The sequence below is a fragment of the Methylopila jiangsuensis genome, assembly GCF_027922305.1.
In the GTDB taxonomy this organism is placed as follows: domain Bacteria; phylum Pseudomonadota; class Alphaproteobacteria; order Rhizobiales; family Methylopilaceae; genus Methylopila; species Methylopila jiangsuensis.
The window spans coordinates 169,893-191,580 of sequence record NZ_BSFK01000010.1; the positions used below are offsets into that span (position 1 = coordinate 169,893).

A 21,688-nucleotide genomic window follows, 5' to 3' on the forward strand; every position below is an offset into this window, starting at 1 on the left:
GGGCGCGAACCCGCGGCGGCGCGTGGACAGGGTTCAGAAGCTGACGGAGGCGCTGACCTTGAAGGTGCGGCCGGGCGAGGTCTGAAGCTCGAGCGGGTTGCTGATCGCGACAGCGGTCGACGACTGCACTGCGGCGAACGTGTAAGGGAGCGGACCCTTGAAGTAGCGGGTGTCGAAGATGTTCTGCACCGCGCCCCGGAAGGTGATGGACTCCACCGGGCCCCAGCCCGTGATCTTCGGCGACCAGCTGGCGAACACGTCGAAGATCGCGTAGCCGCCGGGCTTGAACAGCGTGGAGTCGCTGGCGCGCTTCACCCCTTGCGCGAAGGTGCCGACGCCCTCGATCTCGAGCCCGAGGTCGGGATCGCGCCACTTGACGCCCAGCACGCCGACCAGCGGGATCGCGCCGTCGAACGCGGTCTTGGCCTTGCCCTTCTCGGCGCGCTGGTCGCCGCGCTGCCAGGACAGCGTGCCGTTCACCGACCAGTTGTCGTTCACGACCACCTCGGCGGACGCCTCAATGCCCCAGATGTCGACGCTGGAGAGGTTGCGGTTCGTGTAGCGATCCGGACGCACCGTGTTCGGATCCTCGCCCGGTTCAAGAGGACGAGGGCCGATATTGTAGAAGTTCTGGATGAAGTTGGTGTAGTCCGAGTAGAATGCGCCGGCCGAGAACCATGCGTTTTCAAAGTATTTCGTCTGCCCGTACTGGCCGCGGACGCCTGCCTCATAGGAGCGGACGCTTTCCGGCTTCAGGTTGGGCGCCGGGACGAGCTCGAAACTGGTTCCCGGCGACGAGGTGTAAAGCTGCTGCGCGGTCGGCATCTTGAAGCCTTCCGCGTAACGGGCGTAGACCGAGTACTCGTCCGTCAGTTTGAACAGACCGCCCACCTGCGGAATGAGGCGGCTGGAATCCTGCTTCCGGGGATCGTCAAAACCATGGGTCGGCACGTAGGTGCCGCCCTTCTTGGGATCGATCTGATAATTGGCCCAACGCACGCCCGGCGTCAGCGTCAGCCGGTCGCCGAACAGCTTGATCTCGTCCTGAATGTAGAGATCGGCGCGTGTGGTTTCGACATTGGCGAACCCGGTCGGGGTCGTCGGCGGATTGGTCACCCCCAAGCTCAGGTTCGTGGTCTGCGACCGCCGCTTGTAGTCCGTCTGCGTGAAGTCGCCCTGGAAGCCATAGGTGAAGCGGTGGCGGATCGGGCCCGTCTCGGCCAGCGACGTCAGCTGCAGGTCGCCCTGCAGGAACGTCTCGTCGTAACGCAGCAGATCGTCGATCTGACGCTCTTCGCCTGACGCCAGCCTCTGGAAGCGCGACGAATTCACCTCGCGCCGCTGGGGCGAATAGGACACCTGCCAGCGCACGTCCTCCAGCCAGGGCGCGCCCACGGTCCAGCGGTGCGCCAGCGACAGGCGCATGCGGGTCTGGTCCTGCTCGCGGTCGTAGTCGCCGTTGAAGGCGCCGCTGGTCTGCAGGCCGTAGTCGTAGAGCTGCCGGATCTTGCCGTTCGAGTCGAAGATCTCGCCGGTCAGCTTGAACTCGTGGTCGTCGGTGGGCGTCCAGACGAATTTGGCGAGCGCGTTCCACGACGCGCCGTCCAGCGGGTTGAGCTCGTCGCAGCGGATGGCGTCGGGCACGCGCGGGCAGCCCCAGCTGCCGCCATCGGCGCGGGCCTTGGACAGCTTGCCCTCGTGGTAGGTCGCCTGGTTGAGCACGAAGAGGCCCTGCAGGTTCGGCGTCGCCTGGAAGGCGACCATGCCGGTCTTGCTGAAGCGGTCGTTGAAGCTGTCGAACGAGGTCTCGGCCTTGCCGGCGACGGTCTTGCCGGAGGCGCCGAGCAGGTCGGCCGGGTCCAGCGTCTGGAGCGCCACGATGCCGCCCAGCGCGTCCGCGCCCCACAGCACCGAGCCCGGCCCGCGCTGGATCTCCACCGCCTTCAGGGTGGGGAAGTCGAAGAAGCCGCGGTTGCCGTCGGTGATCTGCTCCTGGATGCGCGTGCCGTCCACCTGGATCTGGACGCGGTTTCCGCCGACGCCGCGGATGGTGAAGGAGCCCAGATTGCCGAAGGGATCGGTGCCCGAGGTCTGGCGCGGCACGTTGATGCCCGGCTGGTAGCGCACGAGGTCCTGCGCGTCGCGGATCTGGCGCTCGTCGATCTGCTGCCGGGTGGTGACCGAGACGTTGCCCGGCACGTCCAGCACCTGCGTCGCCTGACGCGTGGCGGTCACGGAAATCTCGTCGAGCGGGGTGCTTTCGCCCTCCTGCGCCACGGCGGCCTCGGCTTGTCGTTTGGTCTCGGCGTTCTGGGCCTGCGCGCCGCCCGCCGCCGTCCAAGACAAAACGCCCGCCGCAACGCCTGCGGCGACCACATGACTTCTAGCCATCTCACGAACCCCCGATTGGTTCGCCGGCTTTACGGCGAAACCGGGGCTGGCGCCAAGTATTGAATCGCATATGTGATTAATATTGATATGTAATACGTCTAATTTAAAGACGTATATCAGAATTTATCAATTCTAACTCTTCTTTTGATTGCGTGGTATTTGGTTGTGCAATCGTGGTATCTTCGCGGAGAAGGCGCGCCGTCAGGTCATGACGGCGGCGTCCGGCGCGGGCGACGGGGCTGGCGCGCCGGATTTCATCGGTCGTGAAGGGAGGCCGATGCGCTTCGGAAAACGGGCGCGTGCGGCCGGGGCCCGAGGCGTCGGGAGAGGCCGGGGCGGGGCAAGGAACGAAAAAGGCCACCCGGAGGCGGCCTGTTTTTCAGTTCTGGAAAATGGCGCGCCCGAAAGGATTCGAACCTCTGACCCCCAGATTCGTAGTCTGGTGCTCTATCCAGCTGAGCTACGGGCGCGCTGGCCGTGTGGGGCGAACCCCGTCGGCGAGGGCGGTTGATTAGCCCCTCATGGGGTGGAAAGCAAGCGCCTCGACGAAAAACATCGGCAGGGAGCGTGAAGGCCCTCGCGCTCTTAGGCTTTTGGCGGCGTCGAGGGCGGTCGGCGAGCGGTTAGGAAGCCTCAGTCGCGCCATGGCCCGGCCAGATGCGGGAATCGGCGCCCGCTGGCCGGGACAAGCGCAGGGACGGGCGCGACGCGAGGGCCGCCGTGCGGCGCGGCGCGCGTCCCGATAAGAAGCGAGGCATTCCGCCCTGAAATCGCGCGCGCCGAGCCGTGAGGAGCGCATCCGGACGCCACGCGGACGATCGGGCATGCATGGGGGCGGCGAAAACAGGGCGCGGATCGCCGCGACGGCGATCCGCGAGCCGATCCTGCCGCCATGTGACTACGGGACCGGACGACGGGACCGGAAGCCCACGCCCTCGCACGCCCAGCAGCGCCGGACCGGACCTGCCGGACCTGCCCCGGCTTGCGGCGCGGGGCGATCCGGACCGTCCCGGCTCAGGCCCGCCCTTGCGCCGCCGGAGCGGTGGCGACGAGGGCCGCGCCGAGGCCCGCGGCGGACAGCGCGCCCGCGCCGAGCGCCACCGCGCCCCAGCCGCCATGCTCCCAGAACCAGCCGCCCACCGAGCCGACCACGCTGGAGCCCACATAATAGAACAGCAGGTAGAGCGAGGCGGCGTGGGCCTTGGCCGGGCCGGCGATCGGCCCGATCATGGAGCTCGCCACCGGGTGGGCGATGAAATAGCCGGCGGTGACGCAGGCGATGCCGGCGACGATCGCCGCCAGCGACGGGGGCGCCGTCAGCGCCACGCCGGCGAGGATCAGCGCGAAGCCTCCGAGCAGGCTCGCCCGCTTGCCGAAGCGCTCCATCAGCGCGCCGGACACCATGGAGCTGACGATCCCGAACACCACGCACAGGAAGATCAGGCTGATGACGCCGCCGCCGAGATCGAACGGCGCCTCCGCCAGCCGGAAGCCGGCGTAGTTGTAGATCGTCACATAGACGCCGGTCAGCACGAAGCCGATGGCGAACAGCGGCGTCAGCGCAGGGTCCCGCAGCAGGCTGCGCCAGGCGCGCAGATTGTGGCTGAAGCGCAGGCCCTTCTGCGCCGTGAAGTTGCGCGAAGCCGGCAGCAGCCGCCAGGCGAGCGCGGCGCAGATCAGGCACAGCGCGCCGAGCACGACCATGGCGCCGCGCCACGACACCAGCTCGTTCAGCAGGCCCATGCCCACCCGGCCCATCAGCCCGCCGAAGGCGCTGCCGGCGATGTAGAGCCCCATGGCGCGGCCGAGGCTCTTGGGCTCGATCTCCTCGGCGAGGTAGGTCATGGCGACCGCCGGCACGCCGCCGAGCGCCAGCCCCTCCAGCGCCCGCGCCGCGAGCAGGCCATGCCAGCTCGGCGACAGGCCGGCGGCGACGTTCAGGCCCGCGCCCAGCGCCATGGAGCCGAGGATCAGGCCGCGGCGGCCGATCGCCTGCGACACCGCGCCGGAGATCAGGATGGAGAAGGCGAGAAAGCCGGTGGTCAGCGACAGCGCCAGCGAGCTTCCGGCGGGGCTGGCGCCGAAGCTGGCGGCGAACTCGGGCATCACCGGCTGGACGCAATAGACCAGCGCGAAGGTGGCGAACCCCACGAAGAAGAAGCCCCAGGACACCCGCGCATAGGCCGGGGTGCCGCGGGCGATCCATGCGGCGGCGGGCGGCGGGGTGCGCGGCGGCTCCGCCGCGGGGGCGGCCGGAACGGGCAGGGGGACTGCGACGACGGACGACGGGACGAGCAGAGACGCGGACATGGGGGAGACCTTCCTTTGCGGAAGGAGGTAGTCCCGCGCGTCGAACACTCATACTGTATGGGACAGTCGATGTTCATGCCTGAAAGGTATGGGATGGAGCTGCGCCACCTGCGCTATTTCCTGGCCGTCGCGGACGAGGGCAGCTTCACCCGGGCCGCCGAGCGGATCGGGATCGGCCAGCCGCCGCTCAGCCGCCAGATCCGGGATCTGGAGCAGGAGGTGGGCGCGCGGCTGTTCCACCGCCTCGCCCATGGCGCGGAGCTGACCGAGGCGGGCCGGGCGTTCCGGGACGCGGTGGCGGACATCCCCTCCCGCGCGGCGGACGCCGTGCGGCTGGCCCAGCGCGCCGCCCGGGGCGAGACCGGAACGCTCGCCCTCGGCTCCATCGGCTCGGCGGTCATCAACCCCATCGTCTCCTCGGCGATCCGCAGCTTCCGGCGCGCCTACCCGGACGTGGAGCTCAAGCTGGAGGAGGCGACCTCCGCCGTGCTCGCCGCGGGCCTGCGGGAGGGCCGGCTCGACGCCGCCATCCTGAGGCCGACCTCGGCCGACAGCCGCGACCTCCGCTTCCATGTTCTGGCGGAGGACCAGCTGATGGCGGCGCTGCCCACGGGCCACAGCCTCGCCGGCCGGCCCGGCGCCGTGGCGCTGGCGGAGCTTGCGGACGAGACCTTCATCCTCACCCCGCGCGAGGTGGGCGCGGGGCTGTACGACACGGTGGTGGAGGCCTGCCGTCTTGCGGGCTTCGAGCCGCGCTTCGGCCAGCCGGCGCCGCAGATCGCCACGCTGCTGTCGCTGGTGGCGGCGGAATTCGGCGTGGCGGTTCTGCCCACCTCCATGGGCCAGCTCGGCGTGGTGGGCGTCACGTTCCGCCCGCTCAGGGACAAGGCGCCCGCGCTCGCGCTCACGGTTGCGGTGCGGCGGGACGAGCGCTCCAATCTGGTGCGGAACTTCGTCACGGAGACCCGCGCCGCCGCCAAGGCCGCGCGGAGTACGGCGTGACCGCCGCCGCCCGCGCGGGAGGCGCGGCTCAGCCGCGGATGACGGCCAGCGGGCCGGCGCCGGTCGCGTCGGCGTTCACGGTGGGGATGCCGCGGGGGAAGGGCGTCTCGGCCGGCATGCGCGCGTCCTCCCCGTTCAAGGCCGCGTCACCCGGCGCAGCGTGAGGTTCAGGCGTCCGCCCTGCGGCAGCAGGTCCGAGGTTCCCGGCAGCACCCGATCCACGCCGTGGAAGGCGAGGCGGGCGTCGCCGGCGAGCGTCATGGCGTCGCCGGAGTGGAGCCTGAACGAGCGGGTGGGGTCGCGCCGCTTGATCCCGCCGATGCGGAACAGCGCCGAATCGCCCAGCGACAGCGACACCACGGGCGCGTCGAAGTCCTGCTCGTCCCGGTCCTGGTGCAGGCCCATGCGGGCGCCGGGCGCGTACCAGTTCACGAGACACGCTTCCGGCGGATGGGCGTAGCCGCCGAGCGCGGCCCACGCCTCGAGCAGCGCGGACGGAAGGGCGGGCCAGGGACGTCCCGTCTCCGGGTGCGTCGGCTGGTAGCGGTAGCCGTCGCGGTCGGACACCCAGCCGAGCGGGCCGAGATTGGTCATCCGCACCGAAAACGGCTGTCCGGTCCGGGGCATGACCGGCGTGAACAGCGGCGCGTCAGCCACCGCCTCGCGCAGGATCGCCAGCAGCGCGCGCTGGGCGGCGGCGTCCAGATGGCCGGGCCGGACCTCCGCGCCGAGGCAGGAGAACGGCGCCGCCGGGCGCCCGTCGCCAAGCGCGAGGCGCGGCGCGGCGCCCGCTCCCGGATCGTTCGGATTCGAACCGCTCACGCCCGTGTCATCTCCCGCCTTGCGGCCCTGAAATCGCCTCCTTATATACCCGCCGACCCCGCGAAATCGCGGATTTTTCAAGGAACCGGCGGGCCGCATCTCGTCCCAACGGGCGTCGTGCGCAAGGTCGCTACGGGGCCGCTCCGGTTCGCTTAACGCGTGAGAGAGGACTGAACGCACATGGGCAAGGTCATCGGCATCGACCTCGGAACCACCAACTCCTGCGTCGCCGTGATGGACGGGTCGCAGGCCCGGGTCATCGAGAACTCCGAAGGCGCGCGCACCACCCCCTCCATCGTCGCCTTCGTCGACGGCGGCGAGCGTCTCGTCGGCCAGCCGGCCAAGCGCCAGGCGGTGACCAACCCCGACAAGACCATCTTCGCGGTGAAGCGCCTCATCGGCCGCCGCTTCGACGATCCCACCGTCGAGAAGGACAAGAAGCTCGTTCCCTACAAGATCGTGCCCGGCGGCGACGGCGACGCCTGGGTCGAGGCGGACGGCAAGTCCTACTCCCCGGCGCAGATCTCGGCCTTCACGCTGCAGAAGATGAAGGAGACGGCCGAGGCCCATCTCGGCCAGAAGGTGGATCAGGCGGTGATCACCGTCCCGGCCTACTTCAACGACGCCCAGCGTCAGGCCACCAAGGACGCCGGCAAGATCGCCGGCCTCGAGGTGCTGCGCATCATCAACGAGCCGACGGCGGCCGCGCTCGCCTACGGCCTCGACAAGAAATCGGCCGGCGTCATCGCGGTCTACGACCTCGGCGGCGGCACCTTCGACGTGTCGATCCTCGAGATCGGCGACGGCGTGTTCGAGGTGAAGTCCACCAACGGCGACACCTTCCTCGGCGGCGAGGACTTCGACATGCGGCTCGTCAGCTACTTCGCCGACGAGTTCAAGAAGGAGAACGGCATCGACCTGCGCAACGACAAGCTCGCCCTTCAGCGCCTGAAGGAGGCGGCTGAGAAGGCCAAGATCGAGCTGTCGTCCTCCGCCCAGACCGACATCAACCTGCCCTACATCACCGCCGACGCCACGGGTCCGAAGCACCTGACCCTGAAGCTCACCCGCGCCAAGTTCGAGAGCCTGGTCGACGATCTCGTCCAGCGCACCATCGAGCCGTGCAAGGCGGCCCTCAAGGACGCCGGCCTGTCGGCGGGCCAGATCGACGAGGTGGTGCTGGTCGGCGGCATGACGCGCATGCCGAAGATCCAGGAGGTGGTGAAGCAGTTCTTCGGCAAGGAGCCCAACAAAGGCGTCAACCCGGACGAGGTGGTCGCCATCGGCGCCGCGATCCAGGCCGGCGTGCTGCAGGGCGACGTGAAGGACGTGCTGCTGCTGGACGTGACCCCGCTGTCGCTCGGCATCGAGACGCTCGGCGGCGTGTTCACGCGCCTGATCGACCGCAACACCACCATCCCGACCAAGAAGAGCCAGACCTTCTCCACGGCGGAGGACGGCCAGACCGCGGTCACGATCCGCGTGTTCCAGGGCGAGCGCGAGATGGCGGCGGACAACAAGATCCTCGGCCAGTTCGACCTCGTCGGCATCCCGCCGGCGCCGCGCGGCATGCCGCAGATCGAGGTCACCTTCGACATCGACGCCAACGGCATCGTCAACGTGTCCGCCAAGGACAAGGCGACGAACAAGGAGCAGCAGATCCGCATCCAGGCCTCGGGCGGCCTGTCGGACGCCGACATCGAGAAGATGGTCAAGGAAGCCGAGGCCAACGCCGAAGCCGACAAGAAGCGCCGCGCGGCGGTGGAGGCCAGGAACCAGGGCGAGGCCCTGATCCACTCCACCGAGAAGACGCTGACCGATCTGGGCGAGAAGGCCCCGGCCGGCGACAAGGCGGCGATCGAGGCGGCGATCGCGGAGCTGCGCGAGGCGCTGAACGGCGAGGACGTGGAGGCCATCCAGGCCAAGACCAACGCGCTGCTGCAGGCCTCCATGAAGCTCGGCGAGGCGGTGTACCAGCAGGGCGAGGGCGATTCCGCGGACGCGGGCGCCTCGGCCGCAGGGTCGCAGCCGAAGGACGACGTGGTCGACGCCGACTTCGAGGAAGTGGACGACAAGAAGAAGTCCGCGTGAGCTGACGCCTGACGCGACGGTCTCCTCCGCGCGGTTCCGCGCGGGGGAGGCCGTTTTCGCATGGCCCGGGCGGGCTCCCCGCCGGGCCTGGACTGAGATGTCCGGCCGGTCGCGTAGGCGGCCGCCGGAGGCGAGGCTTCCGACCGCGCCATGACGCGGCCTGGGACGGGTGGACGGATGTCGAAACGCGATTTCTACGAAGTGCTGGAAGTGGAGCGCACCGTGACCGAGCAGGAGCTCAAGGTCGCGTTCCGCAAGTCCGCGATGCGCTGGCACCCCGACCGGAACGCGGGCGATCCCGAGGCGGAGGCCCGGTTCAAGGAGGTCAACGCCGCCTACGAATGCCTGAAGGACCCCCAGAAGCGCGCGGCCTATGACCGCTTCGGCCACGCCGCCTTCGAGCAGGGGGGAGGCTTCGGCGGCGGCGGCGGACCCGGCGGGGCGGACATGTCGGACTTCATGTCCGACATTTTCGAGAGCTTCTTCGGCGGCGGCCGCGGCGGCGGGCGGTCGTCCGGCGGCCGCGAGCGCGGCGCCGATCTGCGCTACAACATGGAGATCTCGCTGGAGGACGCCTTCACCGGCAAGACCGCGCAGATCCGCATCCCCACCAGCGTGACCTGCGACTCCTGCTCGGGCACCGGCGCCAAGCCGGGCTCCAAGCCGCGCCCCTGCGGCACCTGCGGCGGCGCCGGCAAGGTGCGGGCGAGCCAGGGCTTCTTCCTGATGGAGCGCACCTGCCCCACCTGCGGCGGGCGCGGCGAGATCATCGACGACCCCTGCGAGGCCTGCGCCGGCGCCGGCAAGACCACCCGCGAGCGCACGCTGGAGGTGGCGATTCCCCCCGGCGTGGAGGACGGCACCCGCATCCGCCTGAGCGGCGAGGGCGAAGCGGGATCGCGCGGCGGCCCATCCGGCGATCTCTACATCTTCCTGTCGATCGAGCAGCACCCGCTGTTCCAGCGCGACGGCGCGGACCTTTACTGCCGCGTGCCCATCGAGATGACCACGGCGGCGCTTGGCGGCGCGTTCGACGCGCCCACCATCGACGGCGGCGCCGCCAAGGTGAAGATCCCCGAGGGCACCCAGTCCGGCGCCCAGTTCCGCCTCAAGGGCAAGGGCATGCCGGTGCTGCGCTCCAAGGAGGTCGGCGACATGTACATCCAGGCGGTGGTGGAGATTCCCCAGAAGCTCACCCGCCGGCAGCGGGAGCTGCTGGAGGCCTTCGCCGCCGAGGCGTCGGAGGCGAACCATCCGGAGTCCAACGGCTTCTTCAGCCGGGTGAAGGAGTTTTTCGGCGGAACGTGACGTCGGCGCACTTGTCACAACCGCGCTATCTTGTTTGTCGTATGACTCGCACGCATCATCTCCGCCGCGTCACGACCCGGAGCTTCGCCCCATATGCTTGAGCCCGCCCGGACTTCGCCGCGTCGCCTCGGTTCCGCCCGCAAGGGCATCGACCTGGCCGACGAGGCGCGTTTCCTGAAGTCGTGGTTCGACAAGCCGCTCGTCACAGGCGCGGTCAGTCCCTCCGGCAAGGCGCTCGCCCGCATGATGGCGCGCTATGTGGAGCCCGAGCACGACGGCATGGTGCTGGAGATCGGGCCCGGCACCGGGCCGGTCACCGAGGCGCTGCTGGAGCGGGGCGTCGCGCCCGAGCGGCTGGTGCTGATCGAGTTCAACGACGAGTTCGTGCCGCTGCTGCGCCGCCGGTTTCCGGGCGTGACCGTGGTGCAGGGCGACGGCTACGCCGCCCGCGACACGCTGGCGGGCCTCGTGGGCGCGCCGCTCACCGCCACCGTCTCCAGCCTGCCGCTGCTCACCAAGCCGGTGCGCCAGCGGGTGGCGCTGCTTGAGCAGTGCTTCGACATGTCCCGCGTCGGCGCGCCCTTCATCCAGTTCACCTACGGCCTCGTGCCGCCGATCCCGCGCGAGGCGATCGGCGACATCACCACCGCAGGCTCGCCGCGGGTGTGGATGAACCTGCCGCCGGCGCGGGTCTGGATCTACCGCCGCCCGGCCTGAGGGGCCGCGCGGTTGAACCGGACTTCCATCCTGACGTAAGGAAGACCGTCGTCACGCGGGCCTCGCCGTGGACGCCAAGCCGTGAGGAGACGCCATGTCCGCCCCCAAGATCGTCGTTCTGGCCGGGTCCATCCGTTCGGGCTCCATCAACGAGAAGCTGGCGGCGGTGGCGGCGCAGGCGCTGCGCGACGCGGGCGCCGAGGTGTCGCACATCTCGCTGAAGGACTATCCGCTGCCGATCTACAACGGCGACCTGCAGTCCGCGGAGGGGATTCCGGACGCGGCGAAGGCGCTGGTCGACCTGTTCGTGGCGCAGCAGGGCGCCTTCGTGGTCAGCCCCGAATACAACGCCAGTTTCACGCCGCTGCTGAAGAACACGTTCGACTGGATGTCGCGGGTGAACCTCGAGGGCAAGCCGCCGCTGCCGGCGTTCAAGACCAAGGCCTTCGCGCTCGGCGCCGTGTCCGGCGGCGCCATGGGCGGCTATCGCGGCCTGACGCAGCTGCGCTCCTACATGGAGCTCGGCCTCGGCGCGCTGGTGCTGCCGGAGATGGTGGCGGTGGGCGCCGCCGCCGAGGCGTTCACGCCCGAAGGCGGCCTCGCCAACCCGCGCACCGCCGGCTTCCTGAAGTCGGTGATCGGCGGTCTGGTCGAGCACGCCGGGCGCTACGCATGACCGTACGGGACGTGCGCGACCGGCTGATCGTCGGGCTCGATCTCGCAACCGTCGAGGAGGCCGAAGCCATGGTGCTCCGGCTCGGCGACGCGGTCACCTTCTACAAGATCGGCTTCGAGCTGGCGCTGGCCGGCGGCCTCGTGCTGGCCGAGCGGCTGGCGGGATCCGGTAAGAAGGTGTTCGTGGACCTGAAGCTGCACGACATCGGCCAGACGGTGGAGAAGGCGACGCGGCAGGTGGCGAAGCTCGGCGCCACGTTCCTCACCGTGCACGCCTACCCCCAGACGTTGAAGGCGGCGGCCGCCGGGCGCGGCGACAGCGGGCTCAAGGTGCTCGGCGTGACGGTGCTGACCTCGTGGGACGCGGCGGACGTGGCCGAGGCGGGGTTCTCCGAGACGCCGGAGCGCCTGATCGCGCGGCGGGCGGGCCATGTCCGCGCCGCCGGCGTCGACGGCGTGATCTGCGCGCCGACCGATCTCGCCATCGTGCGCGCCGTCGCGCCGAAGCCGTTCCTGGCGGTGACGCCGGGCGTGCGGCCGGCGGGCGCGGCGCTGGGCGACCAGAAGCGCGTGGCGACCCCCGGCGACGCCATCCGCAACGGCGCGGACCACATCGTGGCGGCGCGGCCGGTGCTGTCCGCGCCCGACCCCCGCGCCGCGGCCGAGGCGATCGTCGCCGAGATCGCCGCCGTCGTCGCCTGAGCGTCCGTCCCGGACCGTTCAAGGGCGCTGATCCGCGCCTCATGCTTGTGAACGCAGATGAGGTTCAGATGGCGCGGCGGGGCGTCGCCCGTCGCCAATCCGCGCAGCGTCGCGCCGGAGGCGAACTCCTGCGCAACCCTGGCGCCTGAACGCGAGGCGAGTGGAGCGAGGCGCGTTTTGGGCTTTCGTCCACCGACAGCCCCGGCCCCCGGTCAATTCCAAAAGCTCAATCCGTCCGCCCCAAGGCGCCCTCTTCAGGGGACCGGCCCATTTTGCCCTCGTGGTGGCCGCACGTCCTGCGGTTGCGCCAGCCGCGCGGCGACACCCCTGTCCAGCTCGAGAACGCGCGGCTGAAATGCGCAGGGTCGGCGTAGCCGAGTTCAAAGGCGATCTGGCTGATGGACATGCTGCGGTCGCTCAGGAAGGACTGGGCTTTCCGCAGTAGGACGTGCTGAAGAAGACTTGAGAATGTGACGCCGTCATCCGAAAGGCGGCGTTGGAAGGTTCGGCGCGACATGCCGAGGCGACCGCAGACCCATTCGACCGAGGATCGGTCGAGACGCGGTTGCAGCATGAGAACATGCTCCACGCAGGAGACGAGGTCGCTGAGAGCGGGCAGAGGCGCGATGGCGTCGTCGTTCGCGGGCGGCGGCGGCGCGGGGTTCCTGGCCGCCAGGTCTTCGCGACGGATCAGCACCCCGGCGACGCCGCCAAGGGTTACGTCGCACCGGAACGCGGCTTCGATGTCGCTTCGTCCGGGGAGGGCCGCGCCGGTGACGACCGCCCTTTCCGGGCGCCATCCCGGCCCCATGAAGTGGCGGACGACATCGAGCAGATAGCCGAGGGCGAGGACTTCGTTGAGCTGCCGCCCGACGTCCATCCGCTCGGTGACCTTGTACCCGTAAAGAACATGGGCTGCGTCGAACGGCTTGAGGCCCGTCCATGTGGCCGTTTGCAGAAGCTCGGGCGTCGCCATCTCGGCGCGGCGGATCGCGTCGCGCAGGGTGTCCGCCGAGCAGACCACGCGGCCGAGCGGCCCAAGGCCCAGCGCGCCCACCCGTCCGGCCAGACGCGCCGGGAGCGTGGGATCGCCGAGTTCGTCCACGGCGCAGGCCATCAGGCAGGCCTGATCGCGCAGCAGAATGGGCCGATCCGGCTCCTGAAGAAGGCTTTGCGACATCTCCGCTCGTGCGAACACGCGCGCGACCGACCCGCCCGCCTGCTCGACCGCGTCGGTGATCGCCCCGATGGAGCGGGCTCGCGTCAACCCCAGCCGCGTCATGCCTCTACTCCTTTAGATGTATTCTGAACGTTTGGCGCAAAATGGCAAGAATCTCCCCTTATCGACGTCTTAACGTGAGCCCGACAGTTCAGTTAACACGCTGTGGGGCGAAGCTGTGCCGTTATGTGACAGTGTAAGTCATGCGCGATCTGCGCGTCGTCGATCAGGCGTGTCAAATTTTGACACGCATTGGTTGATACATATGTGTCATAAAACTTTATTTTATTTAATTGCTATTATCTTTTTGCTGCCCGTATTCGCGGCGAATGCGGCGCCCGCCGACGATAAGATCGCTGTTCTTCCAATCAAAATTCTCGACACCTCAGGTGAAGCGGAAGACCAGAAGCAGCAGCACGAGCGCCGTCTGCGCAACATGGCCGCCGCGCTCGCCGCGGATGTGAAGCGCGCCGGCCGTTATGACGCTGTCCTCCTGTCGCAAGAGGATGTCCAGGCCGCCTGTCCCCGGGAAAGCCCGGAATGCCTGTTCGATTACGCGCAGAAGCAACATGCAAAATACGTGTTCATCGGAGTGGTGCATAAGAGCAGCACTTTGATCATGCAGATTTTCTCAAAAGTCGTGGACGTTGAGACCGGAAAGACCGTTTCTTCGCGGGATATCAGCTTTCGGGGCGACAATGACGATTCTTGGAGTCGGGCTGAGTCGTTCCTATCAAGTCGCATAAGTATAAAATAGATTTTGGGTTATCTGTGATATTATTGTAAGTTATATAGAATATAATCATAAATTCTCTAGTTTTATAATCATTTGCTTTGCGTTCGGTCCATGCAGCTTGGGGGAGCGGGTATGAGCATTGCGAACAGCGTCGCCTTGGTCACGGGGGCGAGCCGGGGGTTGGGCGGCGCGCTGGTGCGCGCGCTGCGGGAGGCGGGCGCCCGTCGGGTCTATGCGGCGGCTCGGTCTCCCGCAGCGATCGCCGGCGGCGATGGCGTGGTGACGCCGTGCCGGCTGGATGTGACCGACGCCGCCAGCGTGGCGGCCGCGGCCAGGTTCGCCCACGACGTGACCCTCGTCTTCAACAACGCCGGCTCCATGGCGCGAGGAGCGTTGCTGGCTGACCGGGACGATGCGGCGCGCCAGGACATGGAGACGAATTTCTTCGGGGCGCTGAACGTGCTGCGGGCGTTCAGCGGCGTGATCGTCCGGAACGGCGGCGGAGCCTTCGTCAACATTCTGTCGGTCTCCGCATTGGCCAACTCGCCGGATGCAGGCGGCTACAGCGCGTCCAAAGCGGCGGCGCACTCCATGACGCAGGCCGCGCGGGCCGAGCTCGCGCCAAGGGGGATCGCCGTGTTCGGCGCCTATCCCGGTCCCCTCGACACCGAGATGGCGACCGGCCTGATCGCCCGTAAGGCGGCCCCCGACATGGTGGCGCGCGCCATTCTGGCGGGTGTGGCGAGCGGACAGGACGACATCTGGCCCGACGACATGGCGAGGCAGGTCGCCGCCGTTTGGAGCCGGAGCCCGAAGCTGCTGGAGCGGCAGTTCGCGAACCTCGCGGGGCGCGCGGCCGCGTGACGCGCTGTGCGGGCACGCCGCGGCCGAAACGTCGAAACACCGGAAAGACGGGGCGCTGGTGAACTTGGATCGGACTGGGCTCAGCGACAGACGCGCGGTTTCAGCCTGGGTGACGGACGCCATCTGCGACGTCACCGGCCTGGAGCGGTCCGCGGTCGAAGAAACGTCCCGCATCGAGGACATCGGTCTCGAATCGCTGGCCATCGTCGCGTTCGGGGCCAGGCTGGAGCGCGGCGTTCCGGGTTTGCGGCGCTCGTTCATTTTCGATTGCCGGACCATCGGCGAAATCGTCGATTACCTCTTGAGCCGGCACCCCGCCGAGGCGGTCGCGCTCGCGTCCGGGACGGCGAGCGAGCCGCGCGCTCCGGAGGCGAGCGGCGGCCCGGAAGCCGTTCCGACGCCGACGGCCGAGGTCGAAGCCCCGCCGGAGGAGAGCGGATGGCCCGAAATCCGGCTTCGGGCTCCGGAGGCCGTCCAGGCCGCCGACGGCGCCGGCCGGGTGAACGCCGCTCCAGGCGGCGACCATCCCGCAGCGCCCGCCCTGACGGCGGGGACGTCGGACGCCGTGGCGATCATCGGCATGCAGGGGCGGCTTCCCGGCGCCGGCACGCTGGACGGGTTCTGGGACAGGCTGGTCGAGGGCGCCGATCTCGTTTCCGAAATCCCGGCCGACCGCTGGAGCCTCGACGGCTTTTTCGAAGACGGCGCCGACTCCCGGAAGACCGGCAGGAGCTACGCCAAATGGGGCGCCTTTCTGTCCGACGTGGACGCGTTCGACGCGCCGTTCTTCGGCATTCCGCCGCGGGAGGCGCGGCTCATGGATCCCCAGGAGCGCCTGTTCCTCGAATGCGCCTACCACGCGATGGAGAGCGCGGCGCTCGCCGGCGAGCGGAGCGCGCGGCTGAGGCGGGAGAACGGCCTCGACATCGGCGTCTTCGTCGGCGTCACCACCAACACCTACCAGCTGCGCGGGCCGGAGCACTGGCGAGCGGGCGGCGTCGACGTCCCCACGTCGATGCCATGGTCCTGCGCCAACCGGGTGTCGTATTTCCTGAACCTGTCCGGGCCGAGCCTGGCGGTCGACGCCGCGTGCTCTTCGTCGCTTGTGGCGCTCCATCTCGCCGTGGAGAGCGTGAGCTCCGGCGAATGCGCCGCAGCCATCGCGGGAGGGGTGAACCTCTATCTCCACCCGGCGAAGTACGTGCATCTGTGCCAGTATCAGATGCTGTCGCCCACCGGCCGGTGCCATGCCTTCGGCTCCGACGCGGACGGTTTCGTCCCCGGCGAGGGCGTTGGAGCGATCGTGCTACGCCGTCTCGACGACGCGCTCCGGGACGGGGACCGCATCCTCGGCGTCATTCGCGGCAGCGCCGTGAACCACAGCGGCCGGACGAACGGCTACACCGTGCCGGGTTCGCGTTCGCAGGCGGCGCTCATCCGCAAGGCGCTGGACAGGGGAGGGCTGTCCCCACGGCAGATCGGCGCCGTCGAGGCCCACGGCACCGGGACCAAACTCGGCGATCCGATCGAGATCGGCGGTCTGGCGGAGGCGCTCGGAGGCGAGGCGGACGCCCCGCCCTGCGCCGTCAGTTCGGTCAAGAGCAACATCGGCCATCTCGAGGCGGCGGCGGGCATCGCCAGCGTGCTCAAGGTGCTGCTGCAGCTTAAACACGGCCTGCTGGCGCCCTCGATACATGCGCGCGTTCCCAATCCCGATCTTCATCTCGACGGCACGCGGTTCTTCGTGCCGCAAAGCCCGGTCCCGTGGCCGCTCGCATCCGACGGGCGGCGCAGGGCGGGCGTAAGCTCGTTCGGCGCCGGCGGGGCCTGCGCCCATGTGGTCATCGAAGACGCGCCGGCCGCGCCGGAGCGCGAGCCGCATGAGGGGCCGGCGGTGTTTCCGCTTTCGGCCCAGACGGTCGGCCAACTGCTCGAACTTGCGCGCCGCCTGCGCTCACAGATCGCCTTCGCCGGGGGGATGACCCGCGAGCGGTTGGGCGGCGTCGCCTACACGCTCCAATGCGGCCGCGCCGCGCTGCGCTTCCGTGTCGCGGCCGTGGGCTGGAACGCGGAGGACCTCGCAGCGCAGCTCGACGCCTTCGCCGCCGACCCAGAGGGTCGGGCGGTCGACTCGCTTCCAGGCGCCGGCGCGCGCGACGTCGACGGCGCGAAGCTTCGGGCGCTGGCGATCCATTGGGAAAAGGGCGGCGACGTGCGTTGGGGCGAGCTCTGGGCGCGCAAGCCGATCCCTGAGGATGCGCCGCATTATCCTTTCACGCTCGAACGTCATGCGCTGCCGCGGATCGAAGGCCCCGCGCCCCGCGGCCCGCGCCCCGCGGACATGCCGATTCCGCCGATCGAAATCGACGGGTCGGAATATTACGTCCGGGATCACCGCATCGCGGGCCGCGACACCGTCGCCGGCGCCGCCTATGTGGGATTTCTCGCCGCCGCGCTGGACCGGAGAGAGAAGGGGCGGCCGCTTCATCTGCGGGACGTGGTCTGGCGGGCGCCCTGCCGTCCGGAGGCCGGAACGACTCATCGCCTGCATGTCGCCGTGACCGACGTGGAGGCCGGCCTGCGGCTGGAGGTGTCTTCCGACGACGGGAGCGCGCCGCACTGCGTCGCGATGGCGGACGGCGCGCCTCGGTCGCCGGCGGGGCGCGCCGTCGACGCCCTCGAGGCCGTGCGCGCGCGCTGCGCCCGGCCCGCAAGCGCCGACGAGCTTTACGGATCGCTGCCGGCCATCGGCGTCGAGTTCGGCGAAAGCTTCCGCTGCGTGGCCCGCGCCTGGCGCGGCGCGGGCGAGGCTCTGGTTCAGGTGTCGGCGCCCGTCCGGACGCGCGCGGACGGAGCCGACGTTCCGTTTCACGCCGGAGTGCTGGATGGGGTTTTCCAGGCGGCCTTCTTCGCGCTCCCCGAGGCGCCGAAGGGCCCGATGGTTCCCGTCCGGGCGCGCGCGATCCGCCTGCATGATCTGTCGGAACCGCATCTTTTCGCGCATGTGACGCGGGCCGGCGCCGAGGATGCGTCGGTCTTCGACTATCGCATCTTCGCGTCGGACGGGCGTCTGCTGGGCGAGGTCGAGGGCCTTGCGTTCCGTCGCCTTCCGGCGCCGCATCGTCTCGCCCCCGCGGAGCGGGCCGGGGACGAGCTCAGCCTGTTCCATCCCGTCTGGGTCGACGACCCTGCGGAGCGTTCGCCGGCGCGCATTCCGAAGTCGGTGCTTGCGCTGGATGAGGATGGAGCGCTGACCGACGCGCTTCGCGCCAGCGCGGATTACGGCGATCTGCGGCGGGTCCGCAGCGGCGAGGCGTTCGAGGTCGACGCGGATGGGGACGTCGCTCTCGATCTGGAGCGGGACGATCACCTCGACCTTCTCTGGCGTCTTCACCGCGCCGAAGGCGCGCCGCCCGACGCGGTGGTGGCGGCGTTGTGGGACGACGGCATGCGGGAGCCGCGGGGCGCTCCGTCGTCCTGGGAGCAGGGCGCCGGACTCGCTCCGTTGCGACGTCTGCTGCCGGTTCTCCGAGGGCTCGCCCGAAACGCCGGCGGCGCCCGGAAAACCCAGCTTGTTCTGGCGTGCCGATGCCCGCGAACCGCCGCGGCCGCGGCGGCCATGATGCGGTCGGTGCGTCTGGAGCATCCGGCGCTGGGCTGCACGGTGATCGAGGCCGAACGGGACGTCGCCGTGACGGCGATCGCCGAGGCGGCGGCGCGGGAGATCGGCGGCGGCGCCGCCGCCTTGCGCGTGATGCGTCTCGCCGGCCGCGCGACGTGGTCGCTGGCGTTCCTTCCGGACGGGGACGAACTGGCGTCGGCGCCGCAGGAACCGGATGTCGGCCCCGGAGACGTGGTGGCGATTACGGGCGGCGCGGGCGCCGTGGGCCGCCGCATCGCCGCCGCGTTGTCCCGACCGGGCGTTCGGATCGCCCTGCTCGGCCGGTCCGCCGCATCGGACGAGATCGACCGGACGCTTGCGGATCTGCGCTCCTCTGGCGCCGAATGCGGGTACTGGAGCTGTGACTGCGCCGATCGCGAGGCGCTGGAGCGCGCGCTCGACGACGTGCGGGAGCGCTTCGGGCCGATCACAGGCGTGTTCCACGCCGCCGGGGTTCTGCGGGACGCGCTGTTTGCGCGCCCGGACGGGGGCGCCTGGGACGCGGTCGTCCGGGCCAAGGTCGCGGGCGCCGACAATCTCGACGCGCTGACCCGGCGCGATCCGCTGCGCTGGTTCGTGGTCAGTTCGGCGCTGGCCGGCGTCTGCGGCAATGTGGGCCAGAGTCTGTATGGCTTGGCAAACGGCTGGCTGGACGGCTTCGCCGCGGAGCGACGCGGTCGCGGCGCGCCCGGCCGCACGGTGTCCGTCGCCTGGCCGCTATGGCGCATGCCGGACGGCATGCAGGCGTCGAAAGGCTTCGTCGAGCGCTTGCGGAAGGAAGGTCTCGCTCCGCTTGAACCGGACGACGGAGCGCGCCTGTTCGCGGCGGCCACCTGGTCGGAGCGCGCGACGCTGGCGCCCGTTCCGGGCGATCCCGTGCGGGCCGCCGCGCTGCTCGGCGCCCGTCCCGCGTCGCCGCCGTCCGTCGCCCCGCGCCGTGCGGCGGCGCCTGCGGACATCCTGCCCTATCTCGGCGCAACCCTGGCCAGGGTCACGGGCGCCGATCCGGCGAAGATCGACCCGGACGCGCCGTTCGAGCGCTTCGGGCTGGATTCGTTGCTCATCGTCGAAATGAGCGAGGCGCTCAGGGAGCGCTTCCCGGCGATTTCGGTCGCGAGCCTGTTCGAGGCGCAAAGCCTGCGGGCCCTGGCCCGCCTGCTGGCGGATGAGGCGCCGGACGACGCGGCGTCGCTGGCCGAGGCCGCGGGGGAGGAGGACGCAGGCGACGCCCGCCCCCTCGCGCCGGCGGAGATCGCGGCGCCGATCGCCCCAGAGCCTGTTCCCGAGCACGCGGTCGCCATCGTGGGGCTGGCGGGGCGCTATCCGAGATCGTCGGATCTCTGGGACTTCTGGGATCATCTGCGCGAGGGCGCGGATCTGATCGAGGAGAGGCCGGCCCGGGCCCGATCCGATCGCGAGCCGGAGGGGGTCTACGCCCGCTGGGGCAGCTTCATCGACGACGTCGACGTGTTCGATCCGCTGTTTTTCGGCATCTCCCCACGCGACGCGGAGCGCATGGACCCGCAGGAGCGCATCTTCCTCCAGACCGCCTGGCGCGCGGTGGAGGACGCCGGCTACACGCCGGAGGCGCTTTCGGGCAAGGACGGCGGCGGCGATCTCCGCCGCGTCGCCGTCATCGCCGGCGTCATGTATGGGGAGTATCAGTTCTACGGCGCGGTCGGCGGGCAGGGCCTCGCGAACTCGTCCTACGCGTCGATCGCGAACCGGGTGTCCTACTGCCTCGATTTCGACGGGCCCTCCTTCGCGGTCGACAGCATGTGCTCGTCGTCGCTGACCAGCATCCATCTGGCGTGCGACCTGCTGCGCGGGGGCGGCTGCGACGTGGCGCTGGCGGGCGGCGTGAACCTGTCGCTCCACTCCTACAAGTTCCGCACCCTATCGGAGCTGAAGTTCGCGGCGAGCGACGGGCGCTGCCGCAGCTTCGGGGAGGGCGGAGACGGCTACGTTCCCGGCGAAGGGTGCGGGGTGGTCGTGTTGCGGCGCCTTGAGGACGCCGTGGCGGCGGGCGACCACATCTATGCGGTGATCCGCGGCGGCGACATCGGACATGGCGCGCGCACGTCGGGCTACACGGTCCCAAATCCCGACGCGCAGGCCGAGGTCATCCGGCGGGCCTTCGCGCGCTCCGGCGTGGATCCCGCAAGGTTGTCCTATGTGGAGGCCCACGGCACGGGCACCAGCCTTGGCGATCCGATCGAAATCCGGGGGCTCGCCAAAGCGGTGGGCGCACGCTTCCCTGCGGGCGCCGTCTGCGCCATCGGGTCGCTCAAGTCGAACATCGGTCATCTGGAGGCCGCGGCCGGAGTCGCCGCCCTGACCAAGGTGCTGCTGCAGCTGAAGCACCGCAAGATCGCCCCGTCGCTCCACAGCGCGAAGCTCAATCCCTTCATCGACTTCGCGCGCACGCCGTTCCGCGTGCAGCGGGAGCTTGGCGAGTGGGACAGCTTCGGATCGCCCAGGGTGGCCGCGATCAGCTCCTTCGGCGCCGGGGGCTCCAACGCCCATCTGGTGATCGAGGAATGGGTCGAGCCGGAGCCTGTTCCGGACGCCCCGGAGCCCGTCTGCCTGCGCTTCTCCGCGCCGAGCGACAGACAGCTCAGGGAGATGTCGGCGTCGTTCATGAAGCACATCGAGCGCGAACGGGAGACGCCGGGCGGGCCTCGTTCGCTGAGGGACATCGCGGCGACGCTGCGGCGCGGCCGCCGGCGGTTCGAACGCCGCCTCGCCGTGGTCGCTTCGGGCTACGACGAACTCCGCCGGAGGCTGGCGGCTTATCTCGCCGCGGCGGAGGATGGCGCGGCCGCACGCCTCGCCCGCGAGGGAGTTTACGTGTCAGGCCTCGCGCAGGGCGAGGCTCCCCCGTCGCGCGACGAAGCGCGCCGGCAGGCTTTCGCCTGGGTGACGGGCGGCGACGATGACGCCGTCGTCGAAGCCGGTCGCTGGCGCCGCGCGCCGCTGCCGGGCCACGCGTTCCTGCGGCGTCGCTTCTGGATCGGCGCCGCGGACGGCGCGCCGTCCGAGGGCGCGCCGTCCGCGGACCGCGAGTTGGCCGCGTCGCCGGCCCGGCCCGATCGAGAGGCGGTCACGCCGAGCGACATCCTGGCGAAGGTCCGGGCCGGAGAACTCTCCGCCGAAGACGCCAGGGCCATGCTCCTGGCGATCCGCTAGA

The 21,688-nt window shown here is 70.0% G+C and carries 13 protein-coding genes and 1 tRNA gene; 9 read left to right on the plus strand and 5 right to left on the minus strand.

Annotated elements, in window-relative coordinates; translation table 11 throughout:
• Positions 1-33 precede the first annotated feature (33 nt).
• From PKE85_RS10505 to PKE85_RS10515, 3 genes are all read right to left on the minus strand, one after another.
• The gene (locus tag PKE85_RS10505; protein WP_271204692.1) at positions 34-2,391 is read right to left on the minus strand and encodes a TonB-dependent hemoglobin/transferrin/lactoferrin family receptor; all 2,358 of its coding nucleotides are present in this window, start codon (positions 2,389-2,391) and stop codon (positions 34-36) included.
• A 393-nt stretch (positions 2,392-2,784) separates the two neighbouring features.
• Positions 2,785-2,861: transfer RNA gene (locus PKE85_RS10510), tRNA-Arg, on the minus strand.
• Positions 2,862-3,405: 544 nt separating this feature from the next.
• On the minus strand, positions 3,406-4,701 hold the full coding sequence (locus PKE85_RS10515) for an MFS transporter (RefSeq protein WP_271204693.1): 1,296 nt from the start codon (positions 4,699-4,701) through the stop codon (positions 3,406-3,408).
• A 93-nt stretch (positions 4,702-4,794) separates the two neighbouring features.
• Between PKE85_RS10515 and PKE85_RS10520 the strand changes: the two genes are divergently transcribed.
• On the plus strand, positions 4,795-5,703 hold the full coding sequence (locus PKE85_RS10520; RefSeq protein WP_271204990.1) for a LysR family transcriptional regulator: 909 nt from the start codon (positions 4,795-4,797) through the stop codon (positions 5,701-5,703).
• Between the two features lie 135 nt (positions 5,704-5,838).
• On the opposite strand, the gene PKE85_RS10525 is transcribed toward PKE85_RS10520, so the two are convergent.
• Entirely contained in the window at positions 5,839-6,408 is a 570-nt protein-coding gene (locus tag PKE85_RS10525; protein ID WP_271204991.1) for an alpha-ketoglutarate-dependent dioxygenase AlkB, read from the minus strand.
• A gap of 297 nt (positions 6,409-6,705) precedes the next feature.
• Between PKE85_RS10525 and dnaK the strand changes: the two genes are divergently transcribed.
• The 5 genes from dnaK to pyrF all read left to right on the plus strand — a co-directional run bounded on the left by dnaK (position 6,706) and on the right by pyrF (position 12,018).
• Entirely contained in the window at positions 6,706-8,616 is a 1,911-nt protein-coding gene (gene dnaK, locus PKE85_RS10530) for a molecular chaperone DnaK (RefSeq protein ID WP_271204694.1), read from the plus strand.
• Between the two features lie 177 nt (positions 8,617-8,793).
• Positions 8,794-9,924 carry a molecular chaperone DnaJ gene (gene dnaJ / locus PKE85_RS10535; RefSeq protein WP_271204695.1) on the plus strand — a complete coding sequence of 377 codons (1,131 nt, stop codon included), beginning with the start codon at positions 8,794-8,796 and terminating at the stop codon, positions 9,922-9,924.
• A gap of 93 nt (positions 9,925-10,017) precedes the next feature.
• Positions 10,018-10,641, plus strand: coding sequence for a class I SAM-dependent methyltransferase (locus tag PKE85_RS10540; protein ID WP_271204696.1), 624 nt, complete (start codon positions 10,018-10,020; stop codon positions 10,639-10,641).
• A gap of 94 nt (positions 10,642-10,735) precedes the next feature.
• Complete coding sequence (locus tag PKE85_RS10545; protein ID WP_271204697.1) at positions 10,736-11,317, plus strand: NADPH-dependent FMN reductase; 582 nt, start codon at positions 10,736-10,738, stop codon at positions 11,315-11,317.
• The gene (pyrF, locus tag PKE85_RS10550) at positions 11,314-12,018 is read left to right on the plus strand and encodes an orotidine-5'-phosphate decarboxylase (protein WP_271204698.1); all 705 of its coding nucleotides are present in this window, start codon (positions 11,314-11,316) and stop codon (positions 12,016-12,018) included. The genes PKE85_RS10545 and pyrF overlap by 4 nt, the downstream gene beginning before the upstream one ends.
• Positions 12,019-12,244: 226 nt before the next feature.
• Here the strand turns inward: pyrF and PKE85_RS10555 are convergent, their stop codons facing one another.
• Positions 12,245-13,300, minus strand: coding sequence for an AraC family transcriptional regulator (locus PKE85_RS10555; protein ID WP_271204699.1), 1,056 nt, complete (start codon positions 13,298-13,300; stop codon positions 12,245-12,247).
• Between the two features lie 169 nt (positions 13,301-13,469).
• Here PKE85_RS10555 and PKE85_RS10560 point away from each other — a divergent pair, with 169 nt between their 5' ends.
• The 3 genes from PKE85_RS10560 to PKE85_RS10570 all read left to right on the plus strand — a co-directional run bounded on the left by PKE85_RS10560 (position 13,470) and on the right by PKE85_RS10570 (position 21,687).
• Positions 13,470-13,994, plus strand: a complete 525-nt coding sequence (locus PKE85_RS10560) for a DUF3280 domain-containing protein (RefSeq protein WP_271204700.1) — start codon at positions 13,470-13,472, stop codon at positions 13,992-13,994.
• A 111-nt stretch (positions 13,995-14,105) separates the two neighbouring features.
• A complete protein-coding gene (locus tag PKE85_RS10565) occupies positions 14,106-14,837 on the plus strand; it encodes an SDR family oxidoreductase (RefSeq protein WP_271204701.1) in 732 nt (243 codons plus the stop codon).
• A 109-nt stretch (positions 14,838-14,946) separates the two neighbouring features.
• Positions 14,947-21,687 (plus strand): SDR family NAD(P)-dependent oxidoreductase, encoded by a 6,741-nt coding sequence (locus PKE85_RS10570; protein WP_271204702.1) that lies wholly within the window; start codon positions 14,947-14,949, stop codon positions 21,685-21,687.
• The last annotated feature ends 1 nt before the right edge of the window (position 21,688 follow it).

Bases quoted from the DNA above. Each gene is read 5' to 3' on its own strand.
- PKE85_RS10505 (WP_271204692.1), bottom strand. From the start codon at position 2,391: ATGGCTAGAAGTCATGTGGTCGCCGCAGGCGTTGCGGCGGGCGTTTTG.
- PKE85_RS10520 (WP_271204990.1), top strand. From the start codon at position 4,795: ATGGAGCTGCGCCACCTGCGCTATTTCCTGGCCGTCGCGGACGAGGGC.
- dnaJ (WP_271204695.1), top strand. From the start codon at position 8,794: ATGTCGAAACGCGATTTCTACGAAGTGCTGGAAGTGGAGCGCACCGTG.
- PKE85_RS10515 (WP_271204693.1), bottom strand. From the start codon at position 4,701: ATGTCCGCGTCTCTGCTCGTCCCGTCGTCCGTCGTCGCAGTCCCCCTG.
- PKE85_RS10540 (WP_271204696.1), top strand. From the start codon at position 10,018: ATGCTTGAGCCCGCCCGGACTTCGCCGCGTCGCCTCGGTTCCGCCCGC.
- pyrF (WP_271204698.1), top strand. From the start codon at position 11,314: ATGACCGTACGGGACGTGCGCGACCGGCTGATCGTCGGGCTCGATCTC.
- PKE85_RS10565 (WP_271204701.1), top strand. From the start codon at position 14,106: ATGAGCATTGCGAACAGCGTCGCCTTGGTCACGGGGGCGAGCCGGGGG.
- dnaK (WP_271204694.1), top strand. From the start codon at position 6,706: ATGGGCAAGGTCATCGGCATCGACCTCGGAACCACCAACTCCTGCGTC.
- PKE85_RS10545 (WP_271204697.1), top strand. From the start codon at position 10,736: ATGTCCGCCCCCAAGATCGTCGTTCTGGCCGGGTCCATCCGTTCGGGC.
- PKE85_RS10555 (WP_271204699.1), bottom strand. From the start codon at position 13,300: ATGACGCGGCTGGGGTTGACGCGAGCCCGCTCCATCGGGGCGATCACC.